Raw genomic sequence first — 13489 nt, forward strand, 5'->3', positions numbered from 1 at the left:
CCACCGCCGCAATATTTGCCTCAGCAACGTCGCGAAGCTGGAGGCTGCTGTAAATCGTCTTGATGGAGGGGAAAGCACGGGATTCGTGCTTTCCCAATGGGTTGCGGCGTCCGCGCCACACCGAGCCGGATAAGGTTACGGCCGTAGCGGGCCTTGGCCGGCGCCGGTCGCGGCGATGGTTTTGGCGATGGCGTCTAGGTCGGCTGCGTCGAGCTCGATGCTCGCGGCGTCGATCCAGCCGTCGACCTGGGCGGGTGAGCGGGCGCCGACGATCGTGGCGGTGAGGCCCGGCCAGGCGAGGGCCCAGGTGAGGGCGACGGTGGAAATCGACGTGCCGTGCTTGTCGGCAACCGGCTTCAGGCCCGCCGCCAGGGCGAGGTTGCGGTCGAGGCGGTCGCTGGTGAACTCGGGGTTGGTCTTGCGCCAGTCGTTGTCGGCGAGGGTCGCGACGCGTTCCCTAGTGAAGCTGCCGGTAAGCAGGCCCGCCTGCATCGGGCTGTAGCAGATGACGCCAGTGCCGTGCGCCGCGCACCAGGGGAGGATCTCCTCGGCCGTTTCGCGCTTGATCATCGAGAAGGGTGGCTGCAGCGTTTCGACGTGGCCCATCGCCTCCGCGCGCGCCAGCTGCTCGGCATTGTGGTTCGAGAGGCCGATGTGCTTGACCTTGCCCTCGGATTTCAGCTCCAGCATCGTCGCCCAATAGTCCTCGAGCGGCACGTCGTCGGCCGGCCAGTGCACCTGGTAGAGGTCGATCGCCTCGACCTGCAGGCGGCGGAGCGAATTCTCGAGCTCGTTGCGCAGGCTCTCGCGATTGGCGAGCCGGCGCGGGTTCTGCCCGTTGGCGTCGCGGATCACACCGCCCTTGGTGAAGACGTAAGGGTGCCGGTCGGCGGGCAGGGCCTTCAGCGTCTGGCCGATCACCTCTTCGGAGTGACCGACGCCGTAGGCTGCGGCGGTGTCGATCCAGTTGATGCCGAGATCGATGGCGTGGCGGATGGCCGCGTCGGAATCAGCGTCGTCCTGCGGGCCCCACATGTTGCCGCCCATGGCCCAGGCGCCGACGCCGAGGCGGGTGATCGCCATGCCGGTTTTGCCGAAGGCCCGGGTTGGCAGCGACGTCTTCATGCTCATCCTCCAAATGTTCTGAACTGCCATACCAGCATCCCATGTCAGATCGGACAACCCAGCCTTGCGGCTTATGGCGACGCCGGTGATCGTGGCGTTCAGGGGCGCCGGGAGGTATGACGGCCGCAGCCGACTGTCCGCCGCCGTCAAGCCATACTTCTCCTCTTGCGCCGAACCGTAACGTACGGTACGGTTCGTGACGTGGAGAATGAGCGGTCGGTTCGCGGATGCGGACCTGAACCGCGGGGGCCTTGGGTGTCGTCGTGGCGGTTGTCGTTGCCAACAGCGAAGAGGTGTTCACGCCGCGTCAGCAGCAAGTGCTGACGGCGGCGCTCGATCTGCTCGTCGAGCAGGGCGACCGGCTGACCATGACCTCGGTGGCGCGCCGCGCCTCGTGCTCGAAGGAAACGCTCTACAAGTGGTTCGGCGACCGTGACGGGCTGCTGACCGCAACGGTGCAGTGGCAGGCGGCCAAGGTGAAGGCGCCGCAGGTCGATCGTTGGCGGCTCGACGCCGCGTCGCTGCGCCAGAGCATCGAACAGTTTGCTCGGGACCTCCTGGGCACCATAGTCGGCGAGGTCTCGGTGACCCTGAACCGGCTTGCCATCGGCCATGCCGGTGCTGAGAAGCACGGGCTCGGCGCGATCGTGCTCGAGAACGGGCCGCTCGCTATCCGCAAACGGCTGAAGCCGGTGCTGGAAGCCGGACGGGAGGCGCGGCTGCTGCGCTTCGAGAGTTCGGAGGAGGCTTATCGCAGCTTCTTCGGGCTCGTCGTGCGCGACGCGCAGATCCGGCTGCTGCTTGGCGAAACCTTTGCCACCTCCGAAGCCGAGATCGCGCGGGACGCGGCTCGGGCGACGGAACAGTTTCTTGCCATCTACGCGGTCCACCACCAGCCCGCGTGATTTTTCAAATCGGCCGTGACGGCCCAACGCACAAAAGGGAGATTTCCATGCGCGTCTATTATGATCGTGATGCCGATCTGAACATCATCAAGTCCAAGAAGGTCGCAATCGTCGGCTACGGCTCGCAGGGCCATGCGCATACGCTGAACCTGCGCGACTCGGGCGTGAAGGATGTCGTCGTGGCGCTCCGCCCGAACTCCCCGTCGGCCAAGAAGGCCGAGGGCGAGGGCCTGAAGGTCATGTCGGTTGCCGACGCTGCGAAGTGGGCCGACGTCATCATGATGCTGACCCCGGACGAGCTGCAGGCCGACATCTACAAGAAGGACATCGAGCCCAACATCCGTGACGGCGCCGCGATCGCCTTCGCGCACGGCCTCAACGTGCACTTCAACCTGATCGAGCCCAAGGCCACCGTCGACGTGATCATGATCGCGCCGAAGGGCCCGGGCCACACCGTCCGTGGCGAGTACCAGAAGGGTGGCGGCGTGCCGTGCCTGATCGCGGTGCACCAGGACGCGTCGGGCAATGCCCATGACATCGCGCTGGCCTATGCCTCGGGCGTCGGCGGCGGCCGTTCGGGCGTCATCGAGACCAACTTCCGCGAGGAATGCGAGACCGACCTGTTCGGTGAGCAGGTCGTGCTCTGCGGTGGCCTGGTCGAGCTGATCCGCGCCGGCTTCGAGACGCTGGTGGAAGCCGGCTACGCTCCGGAAATGGCCTACTTCGAGTGCCTGCACGAGGTGAAGCTGATCGTCGACCTGATCTACCAGGGCGGCATCGCCAACATGAACTACTCGATCTCGAACACCGCCGAGTGGGGCGAGTACGTGTCGGGCCCGCGCATCATCACCTCGGAGACCAAGGCCGAGATGAAGCGCGTGCTGCACGACATCCAGTCGGGCAAGTTCACCTCAGAGTGGATGCAGGAATACAAGGGCGGTTCGTCGCGCTTCAAGGCGACCCGTCGCCTGGCCGACGAGCATCCGATCGAAGTCGTGGGCGAGAAGCTCCGTGGCATGATGCCGTGGATCAAGGCCGGCGCCCTCGTCGACAAGGCCAAGAACTGAGCGGGGCCTTGCTCCACGCCTGGTTTAATGCGCGCTGGCGCGCCACTGTGATCAAGGCTGGCGCCCTCGTGGGCAAGGCCAAGAACTGAGGCCGCGCTGCATCAGTCCAACGTTCGAAGGGGCCCTCGGGCCCCTTCTGCTTTTGTGCGTTACATAGACCTGCTACCGGTGGGCTTCTCCCGTATCCGACGTGGAGTTTGCCGTGCCCACGACGACCCGCAAACGGTTCGCATTGGTGCTGATCAAGCCGTCGCACTACGACGACGACGGCTACGTGATCCAGTGGTGGCGCTCGCCCATTCCGTCCAATTCACTCGCCGCCATGTACGGCCTGGTGCAGGACAGCATCAGCCGGCAGGTGCTCGGGCCGAACGTCGACTGGGACGTCGAGCCGATGGACGAAACCAACAGCCGCGTGCACATCAAGGACATCGCGGCCCGCATCAAGGCAGCCGATGCCGGCATGGTGATGCTGGTGGGCGTGCAATCGAACCAGTTTCCGCGCGCCCTCGACATCGCTCAGCCATTGCGCGCTCTCGGCATTCCGGTCGGGATTGGCGGCTTTCACGTGTCCGGCACGATCAGCATGCTGGCGGGAGACGACGATGGGCTGCGTGAGGCGCAGGCGCTGGGTATCTCGCTCTATGCCGGCGAGGCTGAAGGTCGTCTCGACGAGGTGCTGGTCGACGCCTGGGCCGGCACGTTGAAGCCTGTCTACAACTTCATGAACGACCTGCCTGGTATCGAGCACGCGCCGACCCCGTTCATGCCGGCCGGCCATGTGCAGCGCACCGCAACGCAGATCACCAGTTTCGATGCCGGCCGCGGCTGCCCCTATCAATGCTCGTTCTGCACCATCATCAACGTGCAGGGGCGCAAGTCGCGGCGGCGCTCGCCCGACGACGTCGAGCGCATCATCCGCGACAACCACGCCCAAGGGATCCACGCCTACTTCATCACCGACGACAACTTCGCCCGCAACAAGGACTGGGAGCCGATCCTCGACCGGCTGATCCACCTGCGCGAGGTGGAGAAGATCCCGATGAAGTTCGTCATCCAGGTCGATACGCTCTGCCACAAGCTCGATGGCTTCGTCGAAAAGTGCGCCCGCGCCGGAGTGAAGCGGGTGTTCATCGGGCTCGAGAACATCAACCCGGCCAACCTTGCCGGAGCCAAGAAGAAGCAGAACAAGATCACCGAGTACCGCAAGATGCTGCTGGCCTGGCGGGCGAAGCGCATCATCACCTATGCCGGCTACATCCTCGGCTTCCCCGGCGATACGGTCGACTCGATCATGCACGACATCGACGTGATCAAGCGCGAGCTGCCGGTCGATATGCTGGAGTTCTTCTACCTGACGCCGCTGCCGGGGTCGGAGGATCACCAGAAGCTTCATCGCGCCGCCGTGCCGATGGACAAGGACCTCAACAAATACGACCTCAACCACGCGACCACAGCGCATGGGCACATGAGCAAGGCCGATTGGGAACGGTGCTACGCCATGGCTTGGGATCGTTACTACACGACCGGGCACGTGACGACGATGATGCGCCGCGCCGCCGCGAGCGGCATCTCGGCACCCAACATCCTGTTCCTCTCCACCTGGTTCATGGGCTCGATCAAGATCGAGAAGGTGCATCCGCTCGAGGGCGGTGCGCTCCGGCAGAAGCACCGGCTGTCGCGCCGGCCAGAACGTGGCATCGAGTCAGCGTTCGTGTTCTACCCTCGATACTGGGCGGAAACGGCGGTGAAGCTGGCACGCTGGGGCCTGCTCTACGCGCGCTACGGGCGGCACTGGCTGAAGATCAAGAACGATCCCAACCGCAAGGCCTATACCGACCTCGCGATGACGCCGGTCTCGGAGCATGACGACGAACTCGAGATGTTCCAGTCGGAAGATGCACTCGCCTATATCAATCAGGAGAAGCGGCTCGAGCGGGCGCGGCACGGCGGCCTGGGAACGCCGGCCGAGTAGCACGGGCGCGGCTAGGCCTTGCCGCCGTCCTTGCCGATCCGCTCCTTGGTCAGCACCTCCAGCAGGCCAACGAGCCGGGTGATGTCTTCCTGGCGCAGCAGATCGATCTTTTCGTGCAAGGCTTCGATGTCGAGTTCGGCGCGCAGGTTCACGTCGTAGTCGAGCTGTGCCTTCTGGCGGTCGATGGTGGATTGCCGATTCTGCGCCATCATCAGGATCGGCGCCGTGAAGGCGGCCTGGAACGACAGGACGAGATTGAGCAGGATGAAGGGGTAGGGGTCCCAGTGCTGCATCCAGGCGACGACGTTCAGCATGATCCAGGACACCAGCAACACCGATTGGACGATGATGAAGCGCCATGAGCCGACGACAGCGGCTATGCGGTCGGCGAGATACTCGCCGTAAGTACGCGGCAGAACGATCGGCTGCCGGTGCCTGAGGCTGAAGCGCCGGGCGGCTTCATGGGCCGCAAGATTGGGTTGAGAGTCGCTCATCTGTAGCCGCCTCCGGGCAGTCGGTGTGGCGCAGTTCTAGCAGTTGTCGGCCCTTGAAAACACAAAGGGCCCCGATGATCTCGGAGCCCTTCTAGTTTGCTATGTCGGACACCCGGCGGCTATTCATGGCCGCGGGTCGGCGAAGCGTGGTGCCGGCCGGAACGCATGACCGCGAGGTCGGTGCGGGTGAGGCCAATATCGCGCAACAGGTGGTCGTCGAACTTCATCAGGTCGGTGAGGACCCGCTTCCGCTGCGAGCGGCGGAACATGGACGTCAGGCTGAAAGCCATTTGATCATCTCGTCAGTTTGGATGGTGCCGGGATCGGCGGGGGGCTTATGCCCATAAGGCGATGAACGCCTGATGAACTGTTGGCGGCTTAGCGGGCCTTGCGGCGGAACCAGCTATTCTGCTTGTTGAGCTCGGCGCGGGTGACACCGATATCGGCGAGCAGGCGGTCTTCGATCTGCTGGTTGGGCGTGCGGGCACGCAGGTGGTCCGCGAGGAGTAGAAGTTCGGGGATCATTGGTCGGTTTCCGTGTTGTGAACCGGTTCATTCCGGCGATGGCGCTGAATGAGCTACGCCGGTTGAACCGGTTCTGAACGATGCCTTCAGGGAGGATTGGATGAGCGAGATCGAGCTGCCGGCGTTTCCGGTCGAGGGCGGGTGCCAGTGCGGGGCGGTGCGCTACCGGATCACCGGAGCTCCGCTGGCGGTCTACAACTGCCACTGCCGGGATTGCCAACGTTCGAGCGGGGCGACCCACTCGATGTCGATGCCGATCAAGCGGGAGCTGCTGGAGCATCTGGGCGGCGAGCTGGTTGCCTATGACAAGGCGGCCGACAGCGGCCGCACGGTGCGGATGCTCGGCTGTGCCAGCTGTGGCACCAAGCTCTGGAACGAACCGCTGGCCTCACCGGCGATGTTCGTGGTGAAACCCGGGACGCTGGACGATCCGAGCTGGGCGGTGCCGATCGGCAATATCTGGACCGACAGCCGGCTGCCCTGGGCTGTGATCGATCGGACGCAGGTCAACTTCCCCGGCCAACCGCCAGACCGTCAGCCGCTCTATGACGCTTGGAGTGCGGCGACGGCCTGACCGGCAATCCCAATTTGCCGGAAGGATTCGCGGCGTCGGCGGAGGGCGTGGCGCCGGTTTCCCATGCTACGAGGGCGGCCGGAGTCTGAGGAGTGTTCGATGAGTTTCGACAGCGATATCGCGCTGGTCGCCGAGCAGGAGAAGCGGTTGGTGTTCAGCCGGTTCGACGAGGCGACGGCGCTGCAACTGGGCGAGGACATCCGCCGGCTGGCCGAGGCGGCAAAGGCGGCGCTGGTGATCGATATCCGGTTCTGGAACCGGCCGCTCTACTACTATGCGATGCCCGGCACCGGCCCGGACAATTTCGAGTGGGTGCGGCGGAAGAGCAATTGCGTCAGGCGCTTCAACCGCGCGTCCTACGCCATGACGCTGCGCCAGCAGCGCGACAAGCGGGGCTTCGCGCCGGACGACAATGTCGATCCAACCGAGATCGCGGCGCATGGTGGCTCGTTCCCGATCCGCATCGAAGGGGTGAGCGTGGTCGGCTCAGTCACCGTGTCCGGGGTGCCCGGGCGTCACGACCATGGCTTCGTGGTCACAGCCGTCGCCAACCATCTGGGCATCGATCCGGCACCGCTGATGCTGCCGCACGAGGAGCCGAAGTCCGACTGAAGGCTTGCTTGCTGTCACATCTCCCGGCTGGCTATATCCCGCCGCACACGAGGAGAGCGGACGGCATGGCCACGGCAGACGATATCGCCAAGATCATCGAGCAGGAGCAGGGGCTCGAATTCACCCGGTTCGACGAGCACATCGCGTTCTCCATCGGCGCGCGGGTGCGCGAGCGGGCGGTGCGCGAGAAGCTGGGACTGGTGGTCGATGTGCGCACCTGGGACCGGCAGATGTTCTACGCGGCGATGCCGGGGACGACCGCCGACAATCCCAACTGGGTGCGCCGCAAGGTCAACACGGTGCAGCGGCTGCTCAAATCGAGCTATCGCGCGGCGCTGGAGCAGGCGCGCGAGGATCGGCTGTTTGCCCCGAATCGTGCGCTCGACGGCGCCGACTTCGTGCTGGCGGGCGGGGGCTTCCCCATCCGCCTAAAGGGCTTTGGGCCGATCGGTTGCATCACCATTTCGGGGCTGCACGAGCGCGACGACCATCAGGTCGGAGTCGATGCGGTGGCCGACGAACTCGGGCTCGACAAGTTGGCGTTCGCGCTGGCCAAGATTTAGCGCTGGGGCGTGCTTGACAGTCCGGGCACGGCTGCCGCAACTGCTGCCGGTCGCGGAGCCCGGAAATGAAACTCAACTACCTGCTGCTGGACGTTTTCACCACCGAACGTCTCAAGGGGAACCCCCTTGCCGTAGTGCTCAAGGCGGATGGCTTGCTCGATGACCAGATGCAGGCCATCGCCGCCGAGTTCAACCTCTCCGAGACGGTGTTCATCCAGAAAGCGCAGTCCGAGCGGCATGCCGCGGCGGTGCGGATTTTCACGCCGTCGTCAGAACTGATCTTCGCCGGACATCCGACGGTCGGGGCGGCCGTGGTGCTGGGGCTGCAGAATCGCAGCACGGCGGTGCGGCTGGAGGAAAAGGTCGGGGTGATCACCTGCGTGATCGAGCGCATTGAGAAGGATATCGGGCTCGCCCGCTTCGCCCTGCCGCGGTTGCCCGAAGAAATCGGGAAAGCGCCGAGCGTGATGACCATTGCCACGACGCTGGGGCTCGAGCCCGAGGAGATCGGCTGCGGACCGTACGAGCCGGCGCTGTTTTCCGCAGGTGCGCCGTTCTACCTGCTGCCGGTGAAGGACGCCGAGGCGCTGAAGCGCATCCGCCTGGAGCGGCGCGGCTGGGACGAGATCTACCCCGTCGGTCGCGGCTCGATCTATGTCTTCACCCAGACGCCTGAAGAGCGGGACAACGATTTTGCAGCGCGCATGTTCGAACCCGGCATGAGCGGAGGCGAGGATCCGGCAACCGGTTCGGCTGCCGCGGCGCTGATCGGACTTCTGGTCCGTCACGCCGACAACGGGCAGCATGAGTTCCGCTTGCGGCAAGGCCACGAGATGGGGCGTCCGAGCCTGATCACGCTGCAGATGCGCAAGGAAAACGACCAGCTCACCCATGGCGGCATCGGCGGGCACGCAGTGATCGTGGGCGAGGGGACGCTCAACCTCGGCGACTAGCGAAAGGCGGTTTCGCCAACCCGACGGCTAGGGCCGCTTGTGCCACGGGCTAAGACTGCCCGGGCCGAGGCCGGTCGCGGGTTTGGCACCAACCCAGAACTCCTTGATGTAGGACGGCAGGCCGGCAGCATCGAGATAGGTGAGGGGGCTGAGCGCCAGCCCATCGCGGCGCCTCAGATCAACCGTCCAGAGACCGTCGTGCGGCGGCACGAAGCTGCCGCTTCCATCGAACGCCGACGGCAGGGCGTATGGACGATCGAGCCACAGCACGGCGCCGTGGCAGGCTGGGCCGACATGCACCTGGTAGGCAACGGCATCGCCCGGAGCGTATCGCGGCAGCGGATCGTAGGAATGGCGGGCAGTGCTGATGGTAAGCGTTGGCGGATCGTGCTCTGCGGCCGCGAGCCAGCGGCTTACCACCGCGTCGAACGCCGCGAGATAGCTTGATGTGGCTTGAGGCGTGAAAGGCTCGGTTCCGGTCCCGGCCGCGGCCGCGGGCAGGGTCGTGCAAGGCTGGTCGCAAAAAGCGGTGTCGTAGATTGCGGCGTCGAGCAGGCTGCGGGTCTCCGCGATCAGGTCCCGGTCGGCGGCTGCTGGAGCGTTGGCACCGGCGAGATAGTGCGCGGTCGTTTCGATCAGCGGGCGGAGTTCGACGCCGGCGCAATAGTTGCCGGCAGCAAGTGCTACGCCGATGCGGGCTGTCGCCTGCAGCATCAGCAGATCCATGCTGACCCCTTCGGCGCGCGATGGTGTCGCCGCCGAAATCACTGCTGCCAGGGCGACAAAGGCAAAGCCGAGAGACCGCACCATCGCATCCTCCCCAAGGCGAGGGTGAGCCAGGGTCGTCCCGCACCGTGTCGGCAGCAAGGCGGACGCGCATAACCCGAGTCGACAAAAATCAACTGACAGACTTGCATTTTTGTCAGTCGTCATCCATTTGCACGGTCTCACCACAAGGAGACTGGTCATGGATCATCGCACATTGGGAACATCGGGCCCCGTCGTTTCCGCCCTCGGGTTGGGCGCCATGGGTATGTCGGGCGCTTATGGGCCGTCCGATCGCAGCGAGAGCATCGCGACGTTGCATGCGGCGCTCGAGGCCGGCGTCACGCTGATCGACACCGGCGATTTCTACGGCATGGGCCACAACGAGATGCTGATCGGCGAGGCGCTGAAGGGCCGCCGCGACGATGCCGTGCTCAGCGTCAAGTTCGGCGCGCAGCGCGGGCCGGATGGGCAGTGGTTCGGCTTCGATGGTCGGCCAGCGGCGGTGAAGACCGCGCTCGCTTACACACTCGAACGCCTCGGCGTTGACCACATCGACATCTACCGGCCGGCGCGGCTCGATCCGAACGTGCCGATCGAGGACACCGTCGGCGCCATCAAGGACCTGATCGCTGCCGGCTACGTCCGCCATCTCGGCCTGTCCGAGGTCGGGCCGGAGACCATCCGCCGTGCCAACGCAGTACACCAGGTGGCGGACTTGCAGATCGAGTATTCGCTGATTTCGCGTAGCGTCGAGCGGGCGATCCTGCCGGTTACGCGCGAGCTGGGCATCGGCATCACCGCCTACGGCGTGCTGTCGCGCGGCCTGATCAGCGGGCACTGGAGCAAGGACGGGCTCGTCGCCGGCGACTTCCGCGGCCACAGCCCACGCTTCAGCGGCGAGAATGTCGATCACAACCTGCAACTGGTTGAAAGGCTGCGCGAGATCGCGGCCGGCAAGGGCGTCAGCGTCGCTCAACTGGCGATCGCCTGGGTGCTGGCGCAGGGCAGGGACATCGTGCCGGTGATCGGGGCGCGCCGCCGCGATCGTCTCACTGAGGCACTCGGTGCGCTCGATGTGGTGTTGACGGGGGCCGATCTGTCGGCCATCGAAGAGGCTGTGCCGCCGAATGCCGCGCGCGGCGAGCGCTACATGCCGGCGCAGATGGCGATGCTCGACAGCGAGCGAACTGGAGCCTGATGAACGAGGTCTTGACCCGCGAACGGATCCTCGAGGCGGCGGAGCAGGTGTTCCGCCGCTTTGGCCCGCAGAAGACCACCGTGGTCGACGTCGCGCGGCTGCTCGGTGTCAGCCATGGCAGTGTCTACCGGCATTTCCAGAGCAAGGCTGCGCTGCGCGACGCGGTGGTCGAGGGCTGGCTGAGGCGGACGTCCGATCGGCTCGAGCCAATCGCCTATTCCGACGTCCAGCCGAGCCTGCGCCTGCGGCAGTGGTTCGATGGATTGAGGACCACCAAGCGCAAGTATGCGTCGAGCGATCCCGAACTGTTCTCGATCGCCCGCGCGATCTTCAGCGAGGCGCCCGTCGTGATTTCCGGCCATGTTCAACTCCTCGTCGCCCAGATCGAGAAGATCGTCGCGGACGGTATCGCCGCCGGCGAGTTCCGCGAGGCCGATCCCAAATCGACCGCTCAGGCCATTTTCGACGCCATGGCGCGCTTCCACGATCCGGCACATGCCCTGGACTGGAACGACCCCGAGAACGACGCCGCTTTCGATCGGGTCTACGCGCTGGTAACCGCCGCTATCGCTGCGTAGTGGCGGTGGCGGGACGGCCCACCGCGTCGCTCAGGATGTGACTCCCAACGACTCTCGCACAAGTGTACGGTGACGTACCGTTGCTTGCTTGCTTGGGGGAGGCGTGCGTGGATGTAATCAATACAATTCTGTTGTGGCTGCACTTCATGGGCCTGGCGCTTGGTGGCGCCGCTGCCTTCGGCATTCCTGTGGTCGGAAGCCGAATGCAGAGCGCGGCGCCCGAGACCCGGCCGCTGCTGATGAACATCATGAAGGGGCTGGCGCAAGTAGGGCGCGCCGGGATCGGCTTGTTGATCATCACCGGACCGCTGATGATCTGGCTCAAATATGGCGGCGTCGGCGGCATCAGCGTCTGGTTCTGGATCAAGATGGTGCTGGTGCTTCTGCTGATCGCCGGCGTGATCTATAGCGGCATGCTGGGCAAGCGGATCGAGGGCGGCGACATGTCCGCCGCCAAGCTCGCGCCGAGGGTCGGCATGGCCAACGCCACGCTGCTCATTCTCATCGTGCTGTCGGCGGCGATCACCTTCGGCTGACGGCTCGCAGACGCCCGGTTGGCACATTGCCGGCCGGGCGCTAGTCTTGCGGCATGAGCGAACAAGCTGCCGGCACGGGTGCGATCGTCAAAACCGGGCGCGCCGGGTGGATACGCCGCGCGCCCGATGAGCCGGGTTGCGAGCGGATCGAGGCCTATTTCGCCGGCCGTGCCTACGAGCCGCACCGGCACGATACCTACGCGATCGGGCTGACGCTCTCGGGCGTGCAGAGCTTCAACTATCGCGGGGCGCGGCGCGACAGCGTGCCCGGCGGCACCATGGTGCTGCATCCGGACGAACTGCATGACGGGCAGGCAGGAGCAGAGGGCGGCTTTCGCTATCGCATGCTCTACATCGAGCCGGCGATGCTGCAGAAGGCGCTGGGTGGCCGGCCGCTGCCCTATGTGGCTGGCGGGATTTCGCACGATCCGCAACTGCGCGATGCCACGGCGGCATTGCTTGAGCATCTCGATGGACCGCTCGAAGGCCTCGAATACGACGATGCGGTTTACGACCTGGCCTGGGCACTGGACCGGGCCGGCGACAGCCGCGAAGGGCGACACACCGGGCTGAGCGACTATCGAGCAGCCGAGCGGGCGCGAGAGTTCCTCGATGGAGCGCTGGACGCGCCCGTGACGCTGGCGGAGCTCGAGGCGATCGGCGGGCGAGACCGTTGGCAGCTGTCACGCGACTTCAGGCAGCTCTATGGGACCAGTCCGCACCGCTATCTGGTGATGCGCCGGTTGGGCCAGGCGCGCAGCGCGATGCGCGAGGGCGCCTCGCTGGCGGCGGCCGCGATTGGTGCCGGGTTCGCCGACCAGAGCCACATGAGCCGGCATTTCAAGCGAACCTACGGGATGACGCCGGCAGCGTGGGTGCGGCTGCTCGCAGCCTGAGATCGCGCACGAACGTTCAAGACCAGCCGGCTAGCAGCGCGCCAATCTCGGCTCCCTAAAGGAGACCGGAATGGCCGCTTACACCGGCATCGACCTCATTGCGAAGATCGGAAAGATCGACGGGCACTGGCAGCCGCGCGTCGTGGCCGAGCTTAACGACTACCAGTTCAAGGTGGTGAAGATCGAAGGCGACTTCATCTGGCACGACCACAAGGATACCGACGAGGCGTTCCTGGTGCTGGAGGGGCAGTTGCGGATCGATTTCCGCGATGGATCGGTGACGGTGGGGCCGGGCGAACTCTATGTCGTGCCGCGCGGAATCGAGCACAAGCCGTTCGCCGAGCGCGAGGTGAAGATGCTGCTGATCGAGCCACGCGGTACGCTCAACACCGGTGCCGAGGGCGGTGCGAGGACGGCGGAAAATGACGTCTGGGTTTGAATCTGTCGTCACAGACGCTTGCCAATAGGCTTCAATTCCAGCACTATCCGCGACGCAAACGGAATTTCGCCATGCAGCGCAAACGCGCCATTGCCATCGCAATCGCTGAACAGAAGGCTCGGGAGAGCCGGCTGATTCTGGCTGCTGCGCTGCTGCTGCTGCCGGCCGCCCTGCTTCTCCTTCTTATCAGCCCCTGATAACCGACAGCTCGGATAGCGAGCGGGTGGTCAGGGGATAACGCGCAAGAAACCGAACATCGATTTGTCCGGTCGCGATGGTTT

18 protein-coding genes are annotated in these 13489 nt (G+C 65.1%); 13 read left to right on the forward strand and 5 right to left on the reverse strand.

Annotated elements, in window-relative coordinates; all coding sequences use genetic code 11:
• Positions 1-135: 135 nt before the first annotated feature.
• Entirely contained in the window at positions 136-1125 is a 990-nt protein-coding gene (locus AC1DYL_RS20090) for an aldo/keto reductase (RefSeq protein ID WP_477174528.1), read from the reverse strand.
• Positions 1126-1388: 263 nt separating this feature from the next.
• On the opposite strand from AC1DYL_RS20090, the gene AC1DYL_RS20095 reads away from it, so the two are divergent.
• From AC1DYL_RS20095 to AC1DYL_RS20105, 3 genes are all read left to right on the forward strand, one after another.
• A complete protein-coding gene (locus AC1DYL_RS20095; RefSeq protein ID WP_477174529.1) occupies positions 1389-2030 on the forward strand; it encodes a TetR/AcrR family transcriptional regulator in 642 nt (213 codons plus the stop codon).
• A gap of 47 nt (positions 2031-2077) precedes the next feature.
• A complete protein-coding gene (gene ilvC, locus AC1DYL_RS20100; protein ID WP_477149705.1) occupies positions 2078-3097 on the forward strand; it encodes a ketol-acid reductoisomerase in 1020 nt (339 codons plus the stop codon).
• A gap of 202 nt (positions 3098-3299) precedes the next feature.
• Positions 3300-5072, forward strand: a complete 1773-nt coding sequence (locus tag AC1DYL_RS20105; RefSeq protein WP_477174530.1) for a B12-binding domain-containing radical SAM protein — start codon at positions 3300-3302, stop codon at positions 5070-5072.
• 11 nt (positions 5073-5083) lie between these two features.
• On the opposite strand, the gene AC1DYL_RS20110 is transcribed toward AC1DYL_RS20105, so the two are convergent.
• The 3 genes from AC1DYL_RS20110 to AC1DYL_RS20120 form a co-directional block, all read right to left on the reverse strand.
• The gene (locus AC1DYL_RS20110) at positions 5084-5566 is read right to left on the reverse strand and encodes a DUF1003 domain-containing protein (RefSeq protein WP_477174531.1); all 483 of its coding nucleotides are present in this window, start codon (positions 5564-5566) and stop codon (positions 5084-5086) included.
• A 119-nt stretch (positions 5567-5685) separates the two neighbouring features.
• Complete coding sequence (locus AC1DYL_RS20115; protein ID WP_477149703.1) at positions 5686-5856, reverse strand: YjiS-like domain-containing protein; 171 nt, start codon at positions 5854-5856, stop codon at positions 5686-5688.
• 88 nt (positions 5857-5944) lie between these two features.
• Positions 5945-6091, reverse strand: coding sequence for a hypothetical protein (locus AC1DYL_RS20120; RefSeq protein ID WP_477149702.1), 147 nt, complete (start codon positions 6089-6091; stop codon positions 5945-5947).
• 100 nt (positions 6092-6191) lie between these two features.
• Here AC1DYL_RS20120 and AC1DYL_RS20125 point away from each other — a divergent pair, with 100 nt between their 5' ends.
• The 4 genes from AC1DYL_RS20125 (at position 6192) to AC1DYL_RS20140 (ending at position 8793) form a co-directional block, all read left to right on the forward strand.
• Complete coding sequence (locus AC1DYL_RS20125) at positions 6192-6665, forward strand: GFA family protein (RefSeq protein ID WP_477174532.1); 474 nt, start codon at positions 6192-6194, stop codon at positions 6663-6665.
• A gap of 99 nt (positions 6666-6764) precedes the next feature.
• Entirely contained in the window at positions 6765-7277 is a 513-nt protein-coding gene (locus tag AC1DYL_RS20130) for a heme-degrading domain-containing protein (RefSeq protein ID WP_477174533.1), read from the forward strand.
• Positions 7278-7342: 65 nt separating this feature from the next.
• Complete coding sequence (locus AC1DYL_RS20135; RefSeq protein ID WP_477174534.1) at positions 7343-7840, forward strand: heme-degrading domain-containing protein; 498 nt, start codon at positions 7343-7345, stop codon at positions 7838-7840.
• A 65-nt stretch (positions 7841-7905) separates the two neighbouring features.
• Complete coding sequence (locus AC1DYL_RS20140; RefSeq protein ID WP_477158586.1) at positions 7906-8793, forward strand: PhzF family phenazine biosynthesis protein; 888 nt, start codon at positions 7906-7908, stop codon at positions 8791-8793.
• 27 nt (positions 8794-8820) lie between these two features.
• On the opposite strand, the gene AC1DYL_RS20145 is transcribed toward AC1DYL_RS20140, so the two are convergent.
• Entirely contained in the window at positions 8821-9603 is a 783-nt protein-coding gene (locus tag AC1DYL_RS20145) for a hypothetical protein (protein WP_477174535.1), read from the reverse strand.
• A gap of 157 nt (positions 9604-9760) precedes the next feature.
• On the opposite strand from AC1DYL_RS20145, the gene AC1DYL_RS20150 reads away from it, so the two are divergent.
• The 6 genes from AC1DYL_RS20150 (at position 9761) to AC1DYL_RS20175 (ending at position 13405) form a co-directional block, all read left to right on the forward strand.
• Positions 9761-10759 carry an aldo/keto reductase gene (locus AC1DYL_RS20150; protein ID WP_477174536.1) on the forward strand — a complete coding sequence of 333 codons (999 nt, stop codon included), beginning with the start codon at positions 9761-9763 and terminating at the stop codon, positions 10757-10759.
• Positions 10759-11337, forward strand: coding sequence for a TetR/AcrR family transcriptional regulator (locus AC1DYL_RS20155; protein ID WP_477174537.1), 579 nt, complete (start codon positions 10759-10761; stop codon positions 11335-11337). Before AC1DYL_RS20150 ends, AC1DYL_RS20155 begins: the two co-directional genes overlap by 1 nt.
• A gap of 107 nt (positions 11338-11444) precedes the next feature.
• The gene (locus tag AC1DYL_RS20160) at positions 11445-11873 is read left to right on the forward strand and encodes a hypothetical protein (RefSeq protein WP_477174538.1); all 429 of its coding nucleotides are present in this window, start codon (positions 11445-11447) and stop codon (positions 11871-11873) included.
• Positions 11874-11926: 53 nt separating this feature from the next.
• Positions 11927-12769, forward strand: coding sequence for an AraC family transcriptional regulator (locus AC1DYL_RS20165; RefSeq protein WP_477174539.1), 843 nt, complete (start codon positions 11927-11929; stop codon positions 12767-12769).
• Between the two features lie 70 nt (positions 12770-12839).
• Complete coding sequence (locus tag AC1DYL_RS20170; protein ID WP_477174540.1) at positions 12840-13208, forward strand: cupin domain-containing protein; 369 nt, start codon at positions 12840-12842, stop codon at positions 13206-13208.
• Between the two features lie 71 nt (positions 13209-13279).
• On the forward strand, positions 13280-13405 hold the full coding sequence (locus AC1DYL_RS20175; RefSeq protein WP_477149691.1) for a hypothetical protein: 126 nt from the start codon (positions 13280-13282) through the stop codon (positions 13403-13405).
• Positions 13406-13489: the final 84 nt, after the last annotated feature.

This window comes from Devosia sp. P1_H9, from assembly GCF_056405135.1.